Origin of the sequence: Ruminococcus flavefaciens 007c (assembly GCF_000571935.1) — a bacterium.
In the GTDB taxonomy this organism is placed as follows: Bacteria; Bacillota; Clostridia; order Oscillospirales; family Ruminococcaceae; genus Ruminococcus; species Ruminococcus flavefaciens_F.
The window spans coordinates 116,269-137,327 of record NZ_ATAX01000025.1 but is presented as its reverse complement, the minus strand read 5'-3'; the positions used below and the strand labels follow the sequence as shown (position 1 = coordinate 137,327).

Here is a 21,059-nt window from a genome sequence, read left to right as displayed (position 1 = left end):
TATGGAAGAAACGGTAACAGCTGTCAGAACGGTATGTGTACTTTGTATCGGTATATGTGCTGTACAGAGCATGACAGAGGGAACAAGGCTGAAGTCACAGGCAGGACTGGTTATGAAGCTTATTCTTGTGGTCATAATAGGTTCTGTTATTATGAAAGGAGGCCGAGAATTCAGTCTGCCTGACATTGGAGGGAGCAGCAGTATGTCCTATGAGCATGATAAAGAGATATATGATAAAGAGATCATCAGGCAGACGGAAAAGAATATATCAGATGTCCTTACCGCGCAGGTCATAAGTGCTGGGATAAACGTGGAAAAAATCGCAGCTGATGTTAATATTCTTCAAAACGGGAGCATAGTTATTAATAGAGTATTTATCAATACATCGGATAACGATTCGGCAGCAGGTATTATACGGGGAAGTCTCGGACAGGAAACGGAGGTCGTCGATGAAGATGCCTGAAAAACTTAAAGAACTGCTGAGATGCAGAAAGTGGGTTTTATTTACGGTAATATGTGGAGCGGCTGGTATGCTGCTGATAATGCTTTCAGCACTGATACCTGAAAAACGGTCGGACTTACCTGAAAGAGAAAGCACACACATCGAATATGATTCATCGGAATTTTGCCGTAATACCGAAAAAAGATTGGCGGATCAGCTCGGAAGGATAGACGGTGCAGGGGAGGTGAGTGTATGTCTTACCGTAAACAGCAGTCAGCGATATATTTATGCCACGGAGGGGCGTATGAGCCGCTCCGGCAACAAGTCGGAGGAGGAGAAAAAATATGTTATGACAGGCGGAGGCAGTAATAAAAGCGCTTTGATCGAGGCAGTGGAGGCTCCAGAGATTACAGGAGCGCTTGTACTATGTGAGGGCGGCGGAAGTGCAGTTGTCCGAGAACAGATGTATAAGGCTGTTTCAGCAATGCTTGGACTTCCGACAGCGAATATTTTTGTTGCAAAACTCAGATAAAGGAGAAAAATATGAAAAAACCAACTATTATAATAGGAAAAAAACAGATTATTATGACTTGCCTTACATTAATGCTTGCAGTGGCGGTATACATAAATTATACAGCGTCACCTAAGATCGTTCCCGACAGCAGCGGTAACGAGTTCAGAGAGGACATTAAGTACGGTGAAACGGAATTTGTAAATGCCGAGGCACCTCTGGCGGCTGATGATTATTTTGCGCAGGCAAGGCTCGACAAGCTGAAAGATCGAGATGAGGCAGTTCAGACTCTTCAGACCATGATAGGCGGAGGTGATGTTACCGAAGATGAAATGGTAGTCAACGCTCTGGATGCTGTGGAAGTATCAAAGCTTATCGAAAGCGAAGGAACTATCGAATCTCTTATAAAAGCACAGGGTTTTCAGGACTGCGTAGCCTATCTTGACGGCAAAAATGCAAAGATAGTAGTCAAGACGGAAGGGCTTGATAAGGCACAGGCAGCCTCCATTAAAGACATCATTCTCGGTGAAACTGAAGTTCCTGCAGAAAATATCAGAATTTTTGAGGTAAAATAGTTGAACTGAGCAAAAATATTTGGTATAATATAATAGTAAGGGTGTAAGCGCTGTTTTGATTAAAAATTACACTCAAATAAGTACCAACGGAGGTCCGCTATGGAAGTTGAAGAGATGAAGCCTGAGGCAGCAAGCAGACTTAAAATATCAGAGGACGTAATTATAGCCATTTCCAAGCTTGCAGCTCTCGATGTAAAGGGAGTTGCAAAGCTCGGCGGTGAAGTGGGAAAAATGAGCAAGCTCAGAAAGAACGGTCCTATCAAAATAAGCATGATGGGCGATGTTGCTGCTATTGATATGAAAATAGTTGTAAAGAGCGGCGAAAAAGCCTGCAATATTGCTCAGGAGGTACAGACCGTTGTCAAGGAGAATGTTCAGAATATGACAGGAGTTCCCGTTGCAAGAGTCAATGTTACAGTCAGCGGAGTAGTATTTGAATGATCCGCAGATACAGGACATCAGACCTTGATGGAGCTGCCGCCGTATTCATAGCATCATTTTCAGCTGACCCGTGGAATGAGGAATGGCCTTTTGAGCTTGCAGTCGTAAGGATAGAAGAGCTGATGTCGGCACCTCAGTCAATTGGGTATATTTGTGAGGAAAACGGTGTAATACAGGCTATTCTCTGTGGCAGAAAGCTTGATTATCTCTATGGCCCCGAGTATGTTATTGATGAATTCTGTGTTGATCCTCAGTTTCACAGACAGGGGATCGGTACAGCTGTACTTGAATTTGCAAGGGCGGAGCTCAGCAGTGAAGGCGTCGTTGCAATGGCCCTTATGACCACAAAGGGATATCCCAGTGAAAAGTTTTATCGCAGGAACGGATTTGATGGAAACAACGATATGATATTTATGTATCGTTCAATAAAAGGAGAATGTAAATGACAAGACGTGAAATAAGAGACAGCGCATTCAAGCTGGTTTTTGAACAGCTTCTGCGTGACGATGATATAAACGAGCTGTATGAGATAGCTGAGGAGATCGACGAGATCACTGTAAATGACGATGTGAAGAAGATCGTTGAGGGAACTCTTGCTCATGCAGAGGAGCTGGACAGTATCATTTCAAATTACAGTAAATCAAGAAGTATAAGTAGAATTTCAAAGCTTAACCTGGCTATACTTCGTATTGCCATATATGAGTCTCTCTATGATGAAAAGACTCCTATGAATGCAGCTATCAGTGAAGCTATAAAGCTTTCCATGATGTACACATATCAGGAGGATACAGCCTTTATTAACGGCGTACTCGGTGCTTTCTCAAGGGACGAGCAGAAGAAAGCAGGCAACGATGCCTGAATATCTCGGTATAGATACAAGTAACTATACTACCTCGGCAGCTGTGTATGTCAGCGAGGAAAAGAGGATATATCATACCAAAAAGCTTCTGCCTGTAAAGGACGGAGAGTTGGGACTCAGGCAGAGTGACGCTGTATTCCATCATACAAGGCAGCTCCCCGATATGATTGAACAGCTTTACAGCGGAAGAGATCGTGTATTGCCAAGGGCGGTTAGCGCTTCTTCGAGGCCGCGCAATGCGGAGGGCTCCTATATGCCCTGCTTTCTGTGCGGGGAGGGCTTTGCACGTTCATATGCCGCAGTGAGCGGAGCTGAATTGTTTACGACGTCTCATCAGGTCGGACATATCCTTGCTGCACTGTATTCTGCTGATAAGCTCTCACTTGTCAGAGAACGCTTTATCGCTTTCCATGTCAGCGGAGGAACCACAGACTGCCTGCTTTGTGAGCCGGACAATGAGATGATACTGCGAATTACAGAGATAGGTACTTCGCTCGACCTGAAAGCGGGACAAGCAGTTGACAGGATAGGCGTTATGCTGGGACTGCATTTCCCATGCGGTGCTGAGCTTGAAAAACTTGCAGTTGGTGCAGATAAGCATTACAAGATGAAGCCTGTGCTCAAAGACGGCAGCTGCTGTCTTTCGGGGCTTGAGAACAAATGCGGAAATATGCTTAAAAATGGCGAGAGCCCCGAGAATGTCGCGGCTTTTTGCCTTGATTTTATTGCCGGAACAGTAATTGCCATGACTGACCATGTGGTCAATAAGTATGGAGTGCTTCCTCTTGTGTTTGCGGGCGGAGTCATGTCGGATGTTATTATCCGTGACAGGATAATTTCCCGTTATCCGTCGGTAAGCTTTGCTCAGCCGCAGTTTTCCTGCGATAATGCAGCAGGTGTGGCGATATACGGATATCTGAAAAGCAATGGAGAAATATGAATGCCTGTAATAACAGTTACACAGATTAATAAATATATAGCTTCCATACTGAAAAATGACAGAAATATACAAGGAATAATGGTCCGCGGAGAGATCTCTGACTATGTCAGGCATTTCCGAAGCGGTCATGTGTATTTTACGCTGAAGGATAGCGAAAGTGCCGTAAAAGCAGTAATGTTTGCAAGCACTGCGTCACGTCTCAGATTTGAGCCCGAGGACGGCATGGCAGTTATAGTTTCGGGAAGTATAGGAGTATATGAGCGGGATGGAGCATATCAGCTCTATGTAAACGATATTATCCCCGAAGGAGCCGGAAAAGCCGGAGCTGCGCTGGAGCAGCTGAAAAAGAAGCTTCAGAAGGAAGGAATATTCGATACTGCTCATAAACGTCCGATACCGCCTATGCCAAAAAAGATAGGTGCGGTCACCTCACTTAGCGGAGCGGCTGTCAGAGACATAATAAATGTACTTTCAAGGCGTTATCCTATCGGTGAGCTTTATGCTGTAAACGCGCAGGTACAGGGCGAGGGTGCTTCAGAGTCCGTATGCAAGGGTATACTTAAGGCCGAGGCGGCAGGCTGCGATGTTATTATTGTTGGTCGCGGCGGCGGCTCGAGTGAAGATCTGAGCGCCTTCAATACAGAGAAGGTGGCTTATGCCATATATAACTGCAAGGTTCCTGTTATATCTGCGGTAGGACATGAAACAGATTTCACTGTTGCAGACCTTGCAGCAGATCTGCGTGCGCCGACACCTTCAGCGGCAGCCGAGCTTTCGGCTCCCGATATTACCTTGCTTTATGAAAAGATCTCTATACTTGACAAAAGAGCGGAAAAAGCTGCACTGGCCATACTTGACAGATGTACGGAAAGGTTCATAGCTATGAATGCGAAGCTTGCCGTACAGTCTCCCGAAAACCGTCTTAAGCTTACGGGAGAAAGGCTTACTGCTCTTGACAGACGCCGTGAAACGGCTTTTCTGCGTTATATGGACAGACTGGAAAGGCAGCTTGCCGAGAAGGCGGCAAGACTGGACAGCCTGAGTCCGCTCAAGGTACTGTCGAGAGGATATTCACTCGTATATAAAGATAATAAGCTTCTGAACAGCTCTGAAAAGCTGAAAAAGGGCGACAGGATAACTGTTAATTTCGGAAACGGCGGCGCTGAAGCCGAAATAACTGAAAAATGGTGATAAAATGAAAGGAAAGGCTACATTTGAGGATAATATAACAAGACTGGGACAGATAGTTTCAGAGCTTGAAAAAGGCGATATTGCGCTGGAAAAGGCTGTTGAGCTTTACGGCGAGGGTGTAAAGCTGTCTGCGGCGTGCAGAGAACAGCTCGACAATGCCAGTCTAAAGATAACAGAGGACAGCGGAAACGCTACGTCGGAGGAATGAATATGACAGGTCTTAAAGAAAAACTAAATGAATATATAGCTTTTACAGAGGATAATCTGAAAAAATACAATGCTTATTCGGAAAATATGGCTGCTCAGAAAAATCTTATTGACGCCATGAATTATTCGCTGGAAGCAGGCGGAAAGCGCATACGTCCCGTGCTGGTATATGCCTTCTGCAATGCTCTTGGCTGTGATTATAAGAAGGCAGCTGCACCTGCTGCTGCCATAGAGATGATACACACGTTTTCGCTTATACATGACGATCTTCCTGCTATGGACAACGATGATTTCCGCCGCGGAAAGCCCTCATGTCATAAGGCTTTCGGTGAAGCTATGGCCATTCTCGCAGGTGATGCTCTTTGTATGCTCCCATTTGAGGTCATCGCCAATGACAATGAGCTTTCTCCCGAGCAGAAGGTAAGACTTGTTTCGTGCCTTGCAAAGGGCGCAGGCAGAGAAGGAATGGGCGGCGGACAGGTCATTGACATGGAGAATGAGGAGCGCACCGATGTTGACGAAGCCAATCTCCGCAATATGTACCATCATAAGACAGGTCAGCTCATTGCTGTTTCATGCATGATGGGATGTATATGTGCAGATGCTGATGAAGCAAGTATACAGGCTGCTGCCGATTACGGCTTTAAGCTGGGACTTGCTTTCCAGATCATTGATGATATACTTGACGTTACGAGTACAACTGAGGTGCTCGGTAAGCCTGTGGGAAGCGATGAAGAGGAGAACAAGACTACATTTGTTACTCTTTACGGCGTAGAAAAAGCACAGGAAATAGCTAATGCAGTTACAGAAGAGGCTCTCGGCTGCCTTGAAAAATTCGGAAACGATGCTTTCCTCACAGAACTGACGGAAATGCTTCTGAAAAGAAAGAATTAATGCAAAGGAGCTGCGGAGCTTTCTCCGCGTTGCGCAAAAATGAAGGAAAATATAAATAATGAAAAAGTAACTCTTGAGGAACTTGAGCTTCCTCAGGATCTTAAAAAACTTTCCCTTGCACAGTGTGCTTCACTATGCAAGGAGATAAGAAATCTTCTTATATCTACCGTTTCAAAGACAGGCGGGCATCTTGCATCGAATCTTGGTGCTGTGGAGCTTACTATGGCTATACACCGCAATTTCAATTCGCCTGATGATAAGATAGTATGGGATGTGGGACATCAGTCCTACACGCATAAAATACTGACAGGCAGACTTGAACGTTTTTCAACTCTTCGTCAGGAGGGCGGAATATCAGGATTTCCGAAGCCTGAGGAATCGGAGCATGATACTTTTATCAGCGGACACAGCAGTACCTCGGTATCTGTTGCCTGCGGTATAGCAGAGGCTATGAAGCTCCAGGGCAAGGAAAACTATGCCGTAGCAGTTATCGGTGACGGTGCAATATCGGGTGGAATGTTCTATGAGGCCATGAACAACTGCGGAAGAGACCGCCAGAGAAACCTCATTGTTATCCTTAATGACAATAATATGTCTATTTCCAAGAGCGTGGGCGCTCTTTCCAAATACCTTACCTCTCTTAGAAACACGGAGAAGTATCTTCATACCAAGAGGGCTGTTGAGCGCGGTCTGAAAAATATCCCCCTTGTAGGCTCCAGTGTAGCCAAGGGTATCAAGAACGTAAAGGACTCGGTCAAATCCAATATCCTTGAGCAGAGTACTATGTTTGAAGATATGGGATTTATATACCTGGGCCCTGTAAACGGTCACAGCCTTTCAGAGCTTGAAGAGGTATTCCATATGGCAAAGTCCTATCATCAGCCTGTATTTATTCACGTAAAGACTGTAAAGGGCAAGGGCTATATGCCTGCCGAGCAGAATCCCGGAGAATATCACGGAATCTCAAAGTTTGATATAGCTACGGGTAATCCGGAGGTTGCTGCCGCTGACAGCTATTCTACGGTATTCGGCAAGGAGCTTGTCAGAATCGGTGACAAGGACGAAAAGATCTGCGCCATAACTGCGGCTATGAAATACGGAACAGGTCTTCAGTTCTTCCATTTCAAGCATCCCGAGAGATTTTTTGATGTCGGTATTGCAGAGCAGCACGCTGTTACATTTGCAGGCGGTCTGGCTTCCATGGGTATGATACCTGTTTTTGCCGTATACTCTTCATTCCTGCAAAGAGCTTACGATCAGCTTGTTCATGACGTTGCTATCGGTAAACTTCACGTCGTGCTCGGTGTTGACCGTGCGGGTATAGTAGGTGAGGACGGTGAGACTCATCAGGGACTCCTTGACGTACCAATGCTTACTTCTATACCGAATACAGTCATATTTTCCCCGTCCTGCTATTCCGAGATGAAGATGTGTATGAAAAAAGCTGTATATGATGAAAAGGGACTTGTGGCAGTCCGCTATCCAAGAGGAGCGGAAAATGTTGATTTCAGCAGCTTCCATCTTACAACGGAGCACCTTTTTATTCGTGAAAACAACAGCAGTACTCTTATGATAACATACGGACGACTCTATAACGAGGCTTATAACGCACAGAGGGCTCTTGCGGAAAAGGGCTTTCCCTGTGATATACTTAAACTCACAAGGATATATCCTCTGGACGATGATCTTGGTGAAGAAATAAAGACATACAGGCATATAGTTTTCTTTGAAGAGGCTATGGGCGAAGGCGGTATTTCCGAAAAGGTGGGAGATATACTCTCAGAGATGGGATACTGCGGCGATTACAGCAGAGTTACAGCAAACGGCTTTGTAAAGCAGGCTACCGTAAGATCATGTCTTGACAAGCTCGGTCTTACCTCGGAAAAAATGACAGAGTATATACTTGAAAGGTGTAAAGACGATGGCAAGGCTTGACAGTGAGCTTGTGGCAAGAGGAATAGCCCGCAGCCGTGAGCGTGCAAAGGAAATGATACGCTCAGGATGCATCACCGTAAACGGAAATATTGCACGCAAGCCTTCTGGTGATGTTTCAGAGGAGGATTTTATCGAGTCTTCCGAGGATGAATTATATGTAGGCAGAGGCGCCTTCAAGCTTGAAAAGGCCTATGAGGAATTCGGCCTTGATATTGAAGGGAAGGTATGCCTTGATATAGGAGCTTCCACAGGCGGTTTTACCGATTTTATGCTCAGACACGGCGCGAAAAAGGTTTATGCCGTAGATGTGGGACACGGACAGCTTGCTGATGTGCTGGTATCCAACACAAGAGTAGTAAATATGGAGGGAACCGATATAAGGGATATCACCGCCGAGGATATTGGCGGACAGGCAGATTTTATCTCTGTCGATGTGTCGTTTATTTCCCTTACAAAGGTTCTTCCCAAGGTCTGGGAGCTCCTTGCGGAGGATGGCTGTGCAGCCGTTCTTATAAAGCCCCAGTTTGAAGCGGGCAGGAGCGATATAGGAAAAAAAGGCATAGTAAAGGATAAAAAGGTACATATCCGTGTTCTGTCCGAGATAGACAGTTTTGCGTCTTCTCTGGGATTTACGGCGGAAAGGTACACGTTTTCTCCTGTAAGAGGAGGCAGCGGCAATATAGAATATCTTGTAAAGTTGCGGAAGTCCGCAGGTGAGCATATTATACATGATTTCAAAGAGCTGACGGACAGCTCTTTTACTAAACTATAAGGAGTGCGTATATGAAGGCAGCATTGTATCCTAATTTTCAAAAGCCAAATGCGCTCAGCTGCGCCCGTGAGGCTTGTGATGTTCTGGCAGAATGCGGAATAGAGGTATCGGTAAGTGAGCTTTTCAGGAAAGATTTTTCCGATAAGCCTCAGGTAAAGTTCGAGGACATCAATGAATCGGCAAAAGAAGCAGATTTTGTTCTGGCCATTGGCGGTGACGGAACTATACTGCGCTGTGCAAAGCTCCTTATAGGCAGCGATACGAAGCTACTTGGAATAAATACCGGAACGCTCGGATTTATGGCAGGCCTTGAAGCCAATCAGCTTGATAAGCTCAGTCTGCTTACAAACGAGGAGTATGAGATCTCGCAGCGTATGACCCTTGATGTGGTCTATCACAGCGAAAAAGGTGATATAACCGCTACAGTTCTCAATGAAGTTTCAGCACGTTCCGGAAGCTTTCATATATGTGATTTTGAGGTGTATGCAGACGAATACCTCATTGGAAGGTATCGTGCGGACGGTGTTCTTTTCAGTACGCCTTCAGGCTCAACAGCCTATGCCCTTTCGGCGGGAGGACCTGTTATCGAGCCTGATCTTGAATGTATAGAAATGACACTTATATGTCCTCATACCCTTTTTTCGCGTGCAACGATGTTTTCTCCGGGAAGAAGACTGAGAATGAAGGATACCACCACCCGCGAGGATTGCATGGTCATCAGTGTTGACGGTGAGCATTTCGCAAGTATCGGCGTCAACGAATCCATTGAGATATGCCGCGGAAAAAATAACATAAACTTTATTAATCTTATAGGCAATTCCTTCCATGAATCACTTTGCAAGAAAATGTGCAAGCCCATAAAATAAGGAGCGCGGCAGTATTATGAAAAATCGCAGACATGAAGCAATACTTGAAATAATAACGGAACAGCCCGTAGCTACTCAGGAGCTGCTTATAACTCTTCTTGGCGAGCGTGGTATAAAGACCACTCAGGCAACTCTTTCGCGTGATATACAGCAGCTTTCACTGGTAAAGCAGCGTGATGAGAACGGAGTCTATCGTTATTCGCTGCCTGCTGCGGCTGCAGCGGAAAAGTCTCTGTTTGAGGAGGCTGTTATATCTGTTGATTATGCTATGAATACCATTGTTCTGAAATGCCGTGCAGGCATGGCTCAGGGAACCTGTGCTGCGATAGACTCTGTGGAGCATCAGGGGATAGTAGGTACCATAGCAGGTGATGATACCATATTTATCCTTGTGCGGAGCGAAGCCGATGCGAAAAAGCTGTCAAAAAAATTCCGCAGCGAGCTTTTCCCGAGGAGGTAAATTCTCAGAATGTTAAAAGAGATATACATAAAAAATCTTGCTGTGATCAAGGAAGCAGTCATACCGCTTGGGGAAAGGCTGAATATCTTCACAGGAGAAACAGGTGCAGGTAAATCCATTCTCATCAACGGTATCAATGCAGTGCTGGGACAGCGCTGTACAAAGGATATAGTTCGTACAGGCTGCGATAAGGCCGTTATAACAGCACTTTTCACCGAGCTTTCCGCGGAGGTGTGCGGAAAGCTTGATGAGCTTGGGATAGCCCATGATGACGGCGAGATAACAATGACTCGTGAGATAAGTGCAGACGGCGGAAGCGTTTCACGCATAAATCAGAGAACGGCTTCGGCAGCTCTCCTTAAAGAGATAGGCGCTTTACTAATCAATATCCACGGTCAGCACGATAATCAGATACTTCTTGACAGTGACAAACATCTGAAAATACTTGATGACTTCGGCGGAGATGATACTCTACTGAATGAATACAGAGTTACCTTCAGAGAGCTGCAGCAGACGGCAAGAAGGCTGGGAGAGCTGAAAAAGCAGGAGCAGTCGCGCATCGAGCGCAGCCGTTCGCTTAACGAGATCATAGATGATATAGGCGAGCTTGAGCTGCGCGAGGGTGAGGACGACGAACTTGAAAAGGAATACGAGACTGCCAGAAATTCGGAAAAGACCATAATCGCCATAAAGAATGCGGTGGGACTTATAACGGGAGACGAGGCGGTAAATGATATGCTTGTTTCAGCTGAGACGGAAATAGCTTCATATACCGATAACAGCCCGCGTCTTGTCGGTCTCTATGAAAGACTATCGGCAGCCGAGATAGAGCTGGCTGATATAGCATCAGAGCTGGAAGCTCTTGCCGATAAGGTCGAACTTGACGGGCAGCGCCTTGAATATCTTGGTACTAGACTCAACAATATAAACAAGCTGAAACGTAAGTATGCAACGGACTGCGAAGGTCTGATAAAGCTTTATACTGATGCCTGCCGTGAGATAATACAGCTTGAAAGCTCAGACAGCGAGATAAAGGAGCTTGCTGCAAAGCGAGAAGAGCTTCTTCACAAGGTCACCGAGCAGGCCAAGGCTTTGTATGACTATCGTGAAAATGTTGCAAAGCGCTTTACAGAGCGTGTGACCGCTGAGCTTGAATTTCTGAATATGGCGGGAGTTATAATAGCTGTGAAGCATGAAAAAGGAAAGCTTACAGTTAACGGCATGGATACGGTGGAGTTCCTTATATCAGCGAATAAGGGCGAAGAGCCGCGACCTATATCAAAGATAGCTTCAGGCGGTGAGCTCTCACGAATAATGCTTGCTCTGAAAAGTGTCATCGCTGACAAGGACTCTATCCCGACTATGATATTTGATGAGATAGATACCGGAGTCAGCGGCAAAGCGGCTCAGAAAATAGGTATAAAGCTGCGTGAGATAGGCAAGGTGAGACAGGTGATATGCGTTACACATCTCTCTCAGATCGCAGTTATGGCAGATAACCATCTTCTTATCGAAAAGCAGATTGTGGGAGAGCGCACTGAGACCCATGTTATGCAGCTCGGCATGGAAGGCAGAGTTGCTGAGATAGCACGTATAATGGGCGGCGACGATCCTTCGGAGCTTATGCTCGATAATGCCCGTGCAGAGATAAACAGAGCGGCAGAGCTTTAATGGAGGAAGTAGTTTGAAGATCTTTTCAACAAGGCATGGACAGACTGAATACAACAACAGGGATATTATTCTTGGTGTTACTGATATAGAGCTTGACGAGACAGGGCTGAGGCAGGCTGAAGCGCTGGCTGCAAGGATTGCTGATCTCAGTATTATAGACCTTATCATTGCGTCACCTATGAAGAGAGCGCAGAAAACAGCAAATATTGTAGCTGAACGCTGCGGATTAAATGTGATAACTGATGAAAGACTCCGCGAGTGGGATTATGGCGAATATGAGGGAATGTATCGTTATACCGAAGGATTTGCCGTGAACAAAATAAATTTCGGCGTCAGAATGGGTAAAAACTGTGAATCTCTGCTTCAGCTTTCACACAGGGTATATTCGGCTATCGATGAAATTATTGCAAAGTATCACGATAAAACGATCCTGATTGTGAGTCATGGCGGAGTTTGCAGAGTTATAGAGACATATTTCAATGATATGACAACAGAGAGCTTCGCAAACTGGTTTATGGATAACTGCGGGCTTATTGAATACAACATTGACATGGCGGAGGAATATTATGAAAATAGGCGTTGATTATTATCCCGAGCAATGGAACAGAGAATTATGGAATGCAGATGCTGTTTTAATGGCACAGACAGGTGTAAAACTGGTCAGGATGGGAGAGTTTGCCTGGTCGAGACTTGAACCGAGAGACGGAGAATTCCATTTTGAATGGCTTGATGAAGCTATAAAGACTTTTTCGCGTTATGCGATGGGTATTGTGCTTTGTACTCCCACAAGCTGTCCTCCTATGTGGCTGTATGAGACCTATCCTGATATTATACAGGTAGGTGCGGACGGGAACAGGCTCCAGACAGGCATAAGAGGACACCGATGCCTGAATGCACCTATGTTTTTGTACTATGCGAAGCGTATCACAGAGCAGCTTGCAAAGAGATATGCCAATAATCCGTCCATCGCTGCATGGCAGATCGACAATGAGATAGAGGCTTATCCCTGTACCTGTGAGGTGTGCCGTGAACAGTTCCGCGACTGGCTCATCGACAAACATGATACCATCGAAAACGTTAACGCTGCCTTCGGTAATATCGTGTGGAGCGGAGAATACAGTGACGTGTCCCAGATCAAGCCTCCGAATGCTTATCCGAAAGCATGGCAGAATCCTGCCCTTTGCCTGGAATTCAGCCGTTTTTCGTCTGATACGGCTTGCAGATTCATAAGTGATATGTCACAGATAATAAAACGTGAAAACCCTAAGGCCAAAATAACTACAAATATCTGTATAACCAAGGATCTCCCTGATATTTACAGACTTTGCGACGGGCTGGACTTTACTTCATATGATAATTATCCTCCGGTGCGTATACCTGAGAATGAAGAGGAGTTCTATTCCCATTCATTTAATCTGGACATGATGAGAGGTTCAAATCAGAAAAACTTCTGGGTAATGGAGCAGCTCAGCGGTGCAACTGGAAGCTGGATGCCCATGGGGCCTACTCCGAGACCGGGGCAGATAAAAGGCTACGCTTTGCAGGCAATGGCTCATGGTGCCGATACGGTTATCCATTTCCGCTGGAGAACCGCGAATAAGGGAGCAGAAATGCACTGGCACGGTCTTATTGACCACAGCAATATACCGGGAAGGCGTTTTGCTGAATTTGCCGAGCTGTGCAAGATCGCTCCGAAGTTTGATGTTATAGAGACTACCGAACTCGTATCAGAGGTCGCTATACTTTATTCTCCCGATAATGACAGGGCATTCAGGATACAGCCTCAGACTGAAGGCTTTGATTACTGGGAGCAGCTAAAGTGCTTCCATGCAGCCTTCTCAAAATACGGCGTGAATGTGGATATAATCTCGCCTGATGCCGATCTTACGAAGTATAAGGCTGTTATAGCGCCTTCCATGTATGTGTACTCCAAGAATTCTGCGGAAAATATATACCGTTATGTTATCAAGGGCGGAACTGTTGTACTTACTGCAAGGAGCGGAGTCAAGGATCCCAACAATAATTGTATTATGGAACCTCTTCCTACTGTTTACAGAGAGATGATAGGTGCTGAAATATCGGAATATGATCCCATTGGCAAAGATGAGCAGACTATCGTTGATTTTGCTGGAAATGAGTATAAATGCAGACAGTGGTGTGATATTCTTGAACTGGGAACAGCTCGTGCCTATGCGGAGTATAAAGACTGTTTCTACGGCGGAAAGCCTGCTGTTACGATGAACCGCTACTGCAGCGGTGTTGCATATTATGTGGGAACTATTTGCCACATGGACTTCTATAAGAAGTTCGCAGGCAATATCATGAAGCAGACAGGTATACCGAGACTGAACGATCTGCCTCAGGGCGTGGAAGTTACCACACGTACAAACGGTCTGGATGATTATATATTCTTTTTCAATAATTCCGAAAGGGAAACAGATATAAACCTTCCGAAATCAATGTACAGTATAATCGAAGACAAGGAAAAAAACATGCTGAGGCTTGCTCCCTTTGGTATGGAAATAGTAAGGAAGTAGAGATAAATGAGAATAGTTTTACAGAGGGTGACTTCTGCGAGTGTCAGAGTAGACGGAGAGATCATCGGAAAGATCGGAACGGGATTTCTTCTGCTCTTCGGTGTCGGACATGAGGACACAGAGGAGGATTGCAGAAGGCTAGCGGACAAGATCTCGGGACTTCGTATTTTTTCGGATGAAAACGACAAGATCAACCTCGACCTTGACAATGTAGGAGGAGAGCTCCTTGTAGTTCCGCAGTTTACTCTTTATGCAGACTGCCGCAAGGGAAACCGTCCAAACTTTATACAGGCGGCCAAGCCTGACAAGGCCAATGCCCTTTATGAGTATTTTGTGGAGTATCTCCGCAGTAAAGGCAAACACGTTGAAACAGGTTCGTTCGGTGCTGATATGAAGGTTGAATTGCTTAATGACGGTCCGTTTACTGTTATACTTGAATAAAAAAGATCCGGGAAAAAATCCCGGATCTTTTATGTTTATTTAAGTTTGTATCTTTTTTCCAGCTTTTCGGGGTTTTCAGCAGGCTCAGGCAGAGTGTCTTCATTCCAGCCGCCGTAGTCCAGTGTGAGTACGATTTCCTGATAGAAATCGTCGTAGCTGCATGAATATTTACCGTTTCTGATGAGTTTATGTTCATTGAAGTAAGTATCAGAGAATGATCCAAGTTCATGTATAAAAACATATTTCTTTTTGTAGATACGAACCTCACTGAAATCAAACATTCGATCTCTTTCCGATAATACGATCTCCTTTTCCTTATACGGAGTAAGGGACGTGGTGTATGAATGAGAATTGTTTTCTATGTCCATTTTCAGACTTCCGCTGAAGTTTGAAATAGCAAGAATAAGCCATATGGCAAGAATAATACCGGCAATAAGATGCCTTACGGATGAAGCGGCTTTTTTCCCTGTAAAAAGCAGAAGTATAAAGAAAACAGTTCCTGCGCACAGAAATACTGTCTCATAGCTTATTATCATCCCGGATATGTAAAGTTCGGATGTTGTATAGACCATATAAGAGAATACAGAACCTGTAGCTATGAACCATATCACGCTTATTGATATCATAATGAGCTGTCTTGTGTTTTTCATAATATCCCCCCCTATAAGAGAATTATAACATTGCATCTGTATAAAGTCAATATTCCGTATAAAATGAGGTCGTTGCGGCAAAACTTTTATATGAGGTGATATTATGACAAGAAAACGCGGAGAACACGGTGTGATTATTCTTACAGCAGTGTTTTTTATTGCATTTACAATACTTACATCAAACCTCTTCAGGATAGCAGTTGAGCAGAAAAATGTTGCTGCTGCGGCAACAGAAGGCACATTCACCCTGCAGGTCGGCGAATGTCAGGGTACTGTATATGACAGAAATATTCGGCCGCTTATAAATTCTGATACGAAGCTTATTGCTGCTGCGGTGCCGTTGGCTCTTGACAGGGAAAGTACAGCGGAATATGCAATTGATAAGGAGAAATTCCTGACAGAGTTCGATAAAGGACTGCCTTTTGTATTTGAATGTACGGATAAAGCGCTTGAATCTGACGGACTGACAATTTTTGAAACTCCTGTACGTTATTCCGAAAGACAGCCTGCTCGCCATGTAATAGGCTATCTTTCCGACAATAAAGGTGCAGACGGTATAGAATACGCATACGATCAGCTACTGAGAGGAGATATTCCGCAGAACAGTGTATCCTATAATACCGATGGCTTCGGACATATCCTTATAGGTGACGGAAAGAAGGTCTTCAGGAGTACCGCATATAAAAGCGGTGTTGTGCTGACTATTGACAAGGATATACAGAAGATATGCGAGGACTGTGGAAAAGGAATAAATACGGGGGCTATAGTTATCGCGGATATAAAAAGCGGTGAAATACTGGGTATGGCAAGCTTCCCTTCATATGATCCCGATAAACTCACCGATGCTATTGAGGACAGCAGATGTCCCCTTATTGACCGTGCTCTTTATTCTTACAGTGTAGGTTCCGTTTTCAAGCTCGTTACCGCTGCAGCAGCTCTGGAGCAGGGGATGGGAGGCTTTCAATACATCTGTACAGGCACAACAGAGGTAGAGGGAAAAAGCTTCAATTGCCATAAGCTTGACGGACATGGGATACAGGTGATCTCCGAAGCTATGACGAATTCGTGCAATACGTTTTTTATAGAGCTGGCAAGAAGTCTTGATATGGAGAAATTCAGGCGAAAAGCGTCGAATCTCGGTTTCGGAAAGGAAAATTACCTATGTGCGGGCATAACAGGTTCGGGCGGCGTACTTCCTACCGAAAAGGAGCTTTCCGTACCTGCGGAGCTGGCTAATTTTGCCTTCGGTCAGGGAAGACTTACAGCTACGCCTTTACAGATAACTCAGGTTACCTGCGGTATAGCCAATAGAGGAAAAATGCCTGAGCTGAGTCTTGTAAAGGGACTTACCGCAGATGGCAGCGCAGTAAGCGGAGAAAGACGATCACGGCTGTATACTGTAATGACAGAGGATGACGCTGAGTCACTGAGAAAAATGATGATAAAAGCAGTTCGTGAGAACGAAAACTCCAAGGCAAAGGGAAAAAAGATGAGTGTAGGTGCAAAGACATCCACAGCACAGACAGGTCATTATAACGCCAAGGGCGAGGAACTGTGCCATGCGTGGATAACAGGCTTTTTTCCAGCAAGACAGCCGAAGTACGCAGTTACGGTTCTTATCGAGAACGGAGGCTACGGAAACGATGCAGCGGCACCTGTGTTCCGCAATATAGCAGACAGAATAAAGGAGCTCGGCGATAAAGAGCACTGAGCTGCCCGGAGCTGTTTGGAATTCTTTCCAATGTATGCAAAAAGCTCAGTTTTTTCAGAAATATTCAAAAAAACATTGACTTTTGATGAAAATGGCGCTATAATAATAAATGTATAGCGTTGACGGGATTGACTGTCTTAAAGCGGAGTTCAGAGAGAAGGCGTATGGTGTGAGCCTTTATCCGTATGACAGGTGCTTACCTTGAGCTTCCTTTGGAAACAAAGGCGTATTTCTGCGTTAAAGGAGTATGAGGAGAAAACAGCTGTTTTCTCAAATTTGGGTGGTACCACGAGAGCCTTCGTCCCATTTGGCGGCGGGGCTTTTTTTGTATTGCTAAGTTTTATATTTTTATTAAAGGAGATATATTTATGCAGTGGACAGGTCTTAATGATCTTCGTGAAAAGTATCTTTCGTTCTTCGAGAGCAAAAACCATACAAGAATGGCAAGTGCTTCTCTTGTACCTCAGGGCGACAAGAGCCTGCTTCTTATCAATTCTGGAATGGCTCCTCTCAAGAAGTTTTTCCTCGGACAGGCTACTCCTCCCAACAAGAGAGTGACTACCTGCCAGAAATGTATCAGAACTCCTGATATCGAAAGTGTTGGTAAGACAGCACGTCACGGTACATATTTTGAGATGCTCGGTAATTTCTCTTTCGGTGATTACTTCAAGACAGAGGCTATCGAGTGGGCATGGGAGTTCCTTACAAAGACACTTGGGATCCCTGCTGAAAAGCTCTGGATAACTATCTTCGAGAGTGACGATGAGGCTGAACAGATATGGGAGAACCATATCGGTATCCCTCATGACAGAATAATCCGTCTCGGTAAGAAGGACAACTTCTGGGAGCATGGTTCAGGTCCATGCGGTCCTTGTTCTGAGATTCACTTTGACCGAGGCGAGGCTTACGGTCCTTTCGAGAGCTTCGAGCAGGCAAGCGACTGCGACAGAGTTATTGAGATATGGAATCTCGTATTCAGCCAGTTCGACAGTGACGGTGAGGGTCACTACGCCGAGATGAAGAACAAGAACATCGATACAGGTATGGGGCTTGAGAGACTTGCCTGTGTTATGCAGGGCGTTGATAATATCTTTGAGGTTGATACCGTTCAGAACATAATGAAGCATATTTCTTCCATTGCAGGTATTGAGTACAAGAAAGATGCCAAGAAGGACGTTTCTCTCCGTGTTATCACCGATCATATCAGAAGTACTACATTCATGGTCGGCGACGGAATACTTCCTTCAAATGAAGGCCGCGGATATGTCCTCCGTCGTCTGCTCAGAAGAGCTGCGCGTCACGGAAGACTCTTAGGTGTAAAGAGACCATTCCTTACGGAGGTTTGCGATACAGTTATCAACGAGAATGCTAATGCTTATCCCGAGCTTGCCGAGAAGCGTGATTATATCAAGAAGATAATCGGCGTTGAGGAGGAAGCTTTTGCAAAGACTATCGACAAGGGCACAGAGCTTCTCAACCAGTTCACAGAGAAGCTTGCTGCTGAGGGCGGTAAGGTTCTTTCAGGTGACGATGCATTCAAGCTCTCAGATACTTACGGTTTCCCGATTGATCTTACAGAGGAAATATGTGAGGAAAAGGGCTACACAGTAGACCGTGATCGCTTTACCGAGCTTGCAAAGGAGCAGAGAGCAAGAGCCAAGGCAGACCATGCAGCTAAGGCAGGCTCATCATGGGCTGACAACAGTATCAAGGTCGATGCTCCGGCAACAATTTTCACCGGATATACCGATTTTGAAGCTGAGGACGCTGAGATACAGGCTATATATAAGGACGGCAGCGAGGTGGAAACAGCTGTTGAAGGCGATAATGTAGTTATTGTTCTTGACGTTACTCCTTTCTATGCCGAGAGCGGCGGACAGGTAGGCGATACCGGTATGATACTCAACGGTGCTAATATTGCTTCTGTTGACGATACCATCAAATCCGAGGGACATTTCCTCCATATCGCTACGATCGAGCAGGGAAGCCTCTCCAAGGGCGACAAGGTGATCGCTCAGATAGAAAAAGAACGCAGAATGGCTGTTATGCGCAATCATACTACCGCTCATCTTCTTCAGCACGCATTGAGACAGGTTCTGGGCGACCACGTTCATCAGGCGGGACAGCTTGTAAATGACAAGGCTTGCCGTTTCGACTTTAACCACTTCAGCGCTATGACTGATGAGGAGATAGCAAAGGTGGAGGAGATAGTCAACGCCGAGATAATGGCAGCTTTCCCTGTAACTATGGAGGAAATGCCAATTGAAGAAGCAAGAAAGCTTGGTGCTATGGCTCTCTTCGGTGAGAAGTACGGCAATACTGTTCGTGTAGTTACCGCACATAATTCTATCGAGTTCTGCGGCGGTACTCATATTTCAAATACATCACAGATAGGTCTGTTCAAAATAGTTTCGGAAAGCTCTGTTGCAGCAGGTGTTAGACGTATAGAAGCAGTTACAGGTCTGAATGTCATTGGACTTCTCAATGATTTCAAGAACACTATTATCAAGTCTGCAAAGGCTCTGAAGCTTGCAAACATAACCGAACTCTCCGAAAAGTGTGCTGCTGTTGCTGCTGAGTCCAAGGAGAAGGACAAGAAGATCGAGAGTCTCACACAACAGATCGCTAACTCCAAGACAGCTGCCCTCTTTGACAATGCAAAGGAAATCGGCGGTATAAAGATAGTTTCTGCAAGAATGGACGGCACTGCTCCCGACGCTCTCAGAAAGCTGGGAGACAGCGTTAAGGATAAGGAAGAAGCTATTATTGCTCTCTTTGCGGGTACTCTCGGCGAGAAAGGTACATTCTACTGTGTATGTACCAAGGAAGCGGTTGCAAAGGGTGCTAACGCAGGCAAGATAGTCCGCGAGATAGCTGCAATAACAGGCGGCAAGGGCGGTGGAAAGCCTGACGGAGCTATGGCAGGCGCAGGCGATATTGCCAAGATAGACGCGGCTTTTGCCAAGTTTGAAGATGTAGTTGCTGATGCTGTAAAGTAATATAAGCTGTATAACTATTTTCAGGTAAAGGAGAATCACTATGGATTGTTTATTCTGTAAGATAATCGATGGAGAAATACCAAGCACAAAGGTATACGAGGACGAATATGTCTTTGCTTTTAACGACATTGCTCCTATCGCACCTATGCATATACTTATTGTTCCTAAGGTTCATATCACAAGTGCAAACGACATAACAGGTGAGAATTCATCCGTAGTTGCAAAGATCTTTGAGGCTGCTGGAAAAATTGCCAAGGAGCAAGGCTATGACAGCTACCGTATCATAAATAACTGCGGTGACGATGCAGGTCAGACTGTAAAGCATCTTCATTTTCACCTTCTCGGCGGTGTAAAAATGGGCTGGGGACCTGAGTCTCTCGGCAAGACTGAATAAGGAGCAGGAACAATGGCAGGTTCATATAAAATGACGATAGCAGGACTTGAGAGGGAGCTTCCTCTCTGTCCTCTCAACGATAAGATTGATATAGCTGCATTTGTAATGTTTTCAGATGTGGAGCTGACTGTGGCTGCGGCTGAACAGCTTCTTGCAAAATCACCGTATTTTGACGTAATACTTACAGCTGAATCAAAGGGAATACCGCTTGCGTATGAAATGGCAAGACAGAGTGGTAAGCCCTATGTGGTTGCAAGAAAATCGGTAAAGCTCTATATGACAGATCCGATCTCTGTAACTGTAAAATCAATAACAACAGCTGCAGAGCAGACTCTATACCTTTCACAGGAAAAGGCAGCAATGCTGAAGGGCAAAAAGGTGCTTCTCGTGGACGATGTTATAAGTACGGGAGAGTCGCTTGCTGCTCTTGAGAAGCTTACAGCAGCTGCTGAGGGTGAGATCTCGGGAAGATCGGCTGTTCTTGCCGAAGGTGATGCGGCAGACAGAAAGGATATAGCTTTTCTTGAGAAGTTACCGCTTTTCTTTAAATAAGGAATAGAATT

The 21,059-nt window shown here is 45.2% G+C and carries 23 protein-coding genes and 1 other annotated feature; of the genes, 22 read left to right on the top strand and 1 reads right to left on the bottom strand.

What is annotated here, in order from left to right; all coding sequences use genetic code 11:
* Nucleotide 1 precedes the first annotated feature (1 nt).
* The 18 genes from RF007C_RS09535 (at nucleotide 2) to dtd (ending at nucleotide 14,742) form a co-directional block, all read left to right on the top strand.
* Entirely contained in the window at nucleotides 2–463 is a 462-nt protein-coding gene (locus RF007C_RS09535; RefSeq protein ID WP_037299372.1) for a hypothetical protein, read from the top strand.
* A complete protein-coding gene (locus RF007C_RS09530; protein ID WP_037299370.1) occupies nucleotides 450–974 on the top strand; it encodes a hypothetical protein in 525 nt (174 codons plus the stop codon). The genes RF007C_RS09535 and RF007C_RS09530 overlap by 14 nt, the downstream gene beginning before the upstream one ends.
* 11 nt (nucleotides 975–985) lie before the next feature.
* Nucleotides 986–1,528 carry a SpoIIIAH-like family protein gene (locus RF007C_RS09525; protein ID WP_037299367.1) on the top strand — a complete coding sequence of 181 codons (543 nt, stop codon included), beginning with the start codon at nucleotides 986–988 and terminating at the stop codon, nucleotides 1,526–1,528.
* Between the two features lie 99 nt (nucleotides 1,529–1,627).
* Nucleotides 1,628–1,969, top strand: coding sequence for an Asp23/Gls24 family envelope stress response protein (locus RF007C_RS09520; protein ID WP_019678854.1), 342 nt, complete (start codon nucleotides 1,628–1,630; stop codon nucleotides 1,967–1,969).
* Nucleotides 1,966–2,415, top strand: a complete 450-nt coding sequence (locus RF007C_RS09515) for a GNAT family N-acetyltransferase (protein ID WP_037299365.1) — start codon at nucleotides 1,966–1,968, stop codon at nucleotides 2,413–2,415. The genes RF007C_RS09520 and RF007C_RS09515 overlap by 4 nt, the downstream gene beginning before the upstream one ends.
* Nucleotides 2,412–2,828: a transcription antitermination factor NusB gene (nusB, locus tag RF007C_RS09510; protein ID WP_019678852.1), complete on the top strand. Its 417-nt coding sequence runs from the start codon at nucleotides 2,412–2,414 to the stop codon at nucleotides 2,826–2,828. Before RF007C_RS09515 ends, nusB begins: the two co-directional genes overlap by 4 nt.
* Nucleotides 2,821–3,768 (top strand): peptidase M22, encoded by a 948-nt coding sequence (locus RF007C_RS09505; RefSeq protein WP_037299364.1) that lies wholly within the window; start codon nucleotides 2,821–2,823, stop codon nucleotides 3,766–3,768. The genes nusB and RF007C_RS09505 overlap by 8 nt, the downstream gene beginning before the upstream one ends.
* A complete protein-coding gene (gene xseA, locus RF007C_RS09500) occupies nucleotides 3,769–4,959 on the top strand; it encodes an exodeoxyribonuclease VII large subunit (protein ID WP_037299362.1) in 1,191 nt (396 codons plus the stop codon).
* Between the two features lie 4 nt (nucleotides 4,960–4,963).
* Nucleotides 4,964–5,167 carry an exodeoxyribonuclease VII small subunit gene (gene xseB / locus RF007C_RS09495; RefSeq protein WP_037299360.1) on the top strand — a complete coding sequence of 68 codons (204 nt, stop codon included), beginning with the start codon at nucleotides 4,964–4,966 and terminating at the stop codon, nucleotides 5,165–5,167.
* Between the two features lie 2 nt (nucleotides 5,168–5,169).
* Nucleotides 5,170–6,060: a polyprenyl synthetase family protein gene (locus RF007C_RS09490; RefSeq protein ID WP_019678848.1), complete on the top strand. Its 891-nt coding sequence runs from the start codon at nucleotides 5,170–5,172 to the stop codon at nucleotides 6,058–6,060.
* Nucleotides 6,061–6,099: 39 nt separating this feature from the next.
* On the top strand, nucleotides 6,100–7,995 hold the full coding sequence (gene dxs, locus RF007C_RS09485) for a 1-deoxy-D-xylulose-5-phosphate synthase (protein WP_037299358.1): 1,896 nt from the start codon (nucleotides 6,100–6,102) through the stop codon (nucleotides 7,993–7,995).
* Nucleotides 7,982–8,767, top strand: a complete 786-nt coding sequence (locus tag RF007C_RS09480; RefSeq protein ID WP_037299357.1) for a TlyA family RNA methyltransferase — start codon at nucleotides 7,982–7,984, stop codon at nucleotides 8,765–8,767. Before dxs ends, RF007C_RS09480 begins: the two co-directional genes overlap by 14 nt.
* A gap of 11 nt (nucleotides 8,768–8,778) precedes the next feature.
* Nucleotides 8,779–9,633 carry an NAD(+)/NADH kinase gene (locus tag RF007C_RS09475; RefSeq protein WP_019678845.1) on the top strand — a complete coding sequence of 285 codons (855 nt, stop codon included), beginning with the start codon at nucleotides 8,779–8,781 and terminating at the stop codon, nucleotides 9,631–9,633.
* A gap of 16 nt (nucleotides 9,634–9,649) precedes the next feature.
* Nucleotides 9,650–10,093, top strand: a complete 444-nt coding sequence (gene argR, locus RF007C_RS09470) for an arginine repressor (RefSeq protein ID WP_019678844.1) — start codon at nucleotides 9,650–9,652, stop codon at nucleotides 10,091–10,093.
* 9 nt (nucleotides 10,094–10,102) lie between these two features.
* Complete coding sequence (gene recN, locus RF007C_RS09465; RefSeq protein ID WP_037299355.1) at nucleotides 10,103–11,764, top strand: DNA repair protein RecN; 1,662 nt, start codon at nucleotides 10,103–10,105, stop codon at nucleotides 11,762–11,764.
* A 13-nt stretch (nucleotides 11,765–11,777) separates the two neighbouring features.
* Entirely contained in the window at nucleotides 11,778–12,347 is a 570-nt protein-coding gene (locus RF007C_RS09460; protein ID WP_037299353.1) for a histidine phosphatase family protein, read from the top strand.
* Nucleotides 12,331–14,301 (top strand): beta-galactosidase, encoded by a 1,971-nt coding sequence (locus RF007C_RS09455; protein WP_037299351.1) that lies wholly within the window; start codon nucleotides 12,331–12,333, stop codon nucleotides 14,299–14,301. The genes RF007C_RS09460 and RF007C_RS09455 overlap by 17 nt, the downstream gene beginning before the upstream one ends.
* Before the next feature lie 6 nt (nucleotides 14,302–14,307).
* Entirely contained in the window at nucleotides 14,308–14,742 is a 435-nt protein-coding gene (dtd, locus tag RF007C_RS09450; protein WP_037299350.1) for a D-aminoacyl-tRNA deacylase, read from the top strand.
* Nucleotides 14,743–14,777: 35 nt separating this feature from the next.
* On the opposite strand, the gene RF007C_RS09445 is transcribed toward dtd, so the two are convergent.
* Nucleotides 14,778–15,392, bottom strand: a complete 615-nt coding sequence (locus tag RF007C_RS09445; RefSeq protein ID WP_037299348.1) for a hypothetical protein — start codon at nucleotides 15,390–15,392, stop codon at nucleotides 14,778–14,780.
* 103 nt (nucleotides 15,393–15,495) lie between these two features.
* Between RF007C_RS09445 and RF007C_RS09440 the strand changes: the two genes are divergently transcribed.
* From RF007C_RS09440 to RF007C_RS09425, 4 genes are all read left to right on the top strand, one after another.
* On the top strand, nucleotides 15,496–17,103 hold the full coding sequence (locus RF007C_RS09440) for a peptidoglycan D,D-transpeptidase FtsI family protein (protein ID WP_037299347.1): 1,608 nt from the start codon (nucleotides 15,496–15,498) through the stop codon (nucleotides 17,101–17,103).
* Nucleotides 17,104–17,213: 110 nt separating this feature from the next.
* Nucleotides 17,214–17,412, top strand: a binding site (T-box leader).
* A gap of 59 nt (nucleotides 17,413–17,471) precedes the next feature.
* Nucleotides 17,472–20,102 carry an alanine--tRNA ligase gene (gene alaS, locus RF007C_RS09435; protein WP_037299345.1) on the top strand — a complete coding sequence of 877 codons (2,631 nt, stop codon included), beginning with the start codon at nucleotides 17,472–17,474 and terminating at the stop codon, nucleotides 20,100–20,102.
* 40 nt (nucleotides 20,103–20,142) lie between these two features.
* Nucleotides 20,143–20,496, top strand: coding sequence for a histidine triad nucleotide-binding protein (locus RF007C_RS09430; protein ID WP_037299344.1), 354 nt, complete (start codon nucleotides 20,143–20,145; stop codon nucleotides 20,494–20,496).
* 12 nt (nucleotides 20,497–20,508) lie between these two features.
* Nucleotides 20,509–21,048 carry a phosphoribosyltransferase family protein gene (locus RF007C_RS09425; RefSeq protein WP_037299343.1) on the top strand — a complete coding sequence of 180 codons (540 nt, stop codon included), beginning with the start codon at nucleotides 20,509–20,511 and terminating at the stop codon, nucleotides 21,046–21,048.
* Nucleotides 21,049–21,059 lie beyond the last annotated feature (11 nt).

Coding starts and splice junctions, on each gene's coding strand:
- RF007C_RS09535 (WP_037299372.1), top strand. CDS start 2: ATGGAAGAAACGGTAACAGCTGTCAGAACGGTATGTGTACTTTGTATC.
- RF007C_RS09530 (WP_037299370.1), top strand. CDS start 450: ATGAAGATGCCTGAAAAACTTAAAGAACTGCTGAGATGCAGAAAGTGG.
- RF007C_RS09525 (WP_037299367.1), top strand. CDS start 986: ATGAAAAAACCAACTATTATAATAGGAAAAAAACAGATTATTATGACT.
- RF007C_RS09520 (WP_019678854.1), top strand. CDS start 1,628: ATGGAAGTTGAAGAGATGAAGCCTGAGGCAGCAAGCAGACTTAAAATA.
- RF007C_RS09515 (WP_037299365.1), top strand. CDS start 1,966: ATGATCCGCAGATACAGGACATCAGACCTTGATGGAGCTGCCGCCGTA.
- nusB (WP_019678852.1), top strand. CDS start 2,412: ATGACAAGACGTGAAATAAGAGACAGCGCATTCAAGCTGGTTTTTGAA.
- RF007C_RS09505 (WP_037299364.1), top strand. CDS start 2,821: ATGCCTGAATATCTCGGTATAGATACAAGTAACTATACTACCTCGGCA.
- xseA (WP_037299362.1), top strand. CDS start 3,769: ATGCCTGTAATAACAGTTACACAGATTAATAAATATATAGCTTCCATA.
- xseB (WP_037299360.1), top strand. CDS start 4,964: ATGAAAGGAAAGGCTACATTTGAGGATAATATAACAAGACTGGGACAG.
- RF007C_RS09490 (WP_019678848.1), top strand. CDS start 5,170: ATGACAGGTCTTAAAGAAAAACTAAATGAATATATAGCTTTTACAGAG.
- dxs (WP_037299358.1), top strand. CDS start 6,100: ATGAAGGAAAATATAAATAATGAAAAAGTAACTCTTGAGGAACTTGAG.
- RF007C_RS09480 (WP_037299357.1), top strand. CDS start 7,982: ATGGCAAGGCTTGACAGTGAGCTTGTGGCAAGAGGAATAGCCCGCAGC.
- RF007C_RS09475 (WP_019678845.1), top strand. CDS start 8,779: ATGAAGGCAGCATTGTATCCTAATTTTCAAAAGCCAAATGCGCTCAGC.
- argR (WP_019678844.1), top strand. CDS start 9,650: ATGAAAAATCGCAGACATGAAGCAATACTTGAAATAATAACGGAACAG.
- recN (WP_037299355.1), top strand. CDS start 10,103: ATGTTAAAAGAGATATACATAAAAAATCTTGCTGTGATCAAGGAAGCA.
- RF007C_RS09455 (WP_037299351.1), top strand. CDS start 12,331: ATGAAAATAGGCGTTGATTATTATCCCGAGCAATGGAACAGAGAATTA.
- dtd (WP_037299350.1), top strand. CDS start 14,308: ATGAGAATAGTTTTACAGAGGGTGACTTCTGCGAGTGTCAGAGTAGAC.
- RF007C_RS09445 (WP_037299348.1), bottom strand. CDS start 15,392: ATGAAAAACACAAGACAGCTCATTATGATATCAATAAGCGTGATATGG.
- RF007C_RS09440 (WP_037299347.1), top strand. CDS start 15,496: ATGACAAGAAAACGCGGAGAACACGGTGTGATTATTCTTACAGCAGTG.
- alaS (WP_037299345.1), top strand. CDS start 17,472: ATGCAGTGGACAGGTCTTAATGATCTTCGTGAAAAGTATCTTTCGTTC.
- RF007C_RS09430 (WP_037299344.1), top strand. CDS start 20,143: ATGGATTGTTTATTCTGTAAGATAATCGATGGAGAAATACCAAGCACA.
- RF007C_RS09425 (WP_037299343.1), top strand. CDS start 20,509: ATGGCAGGTTCATATAAAATGACGATAGCAGGACTTGAGAGGGAGCTT.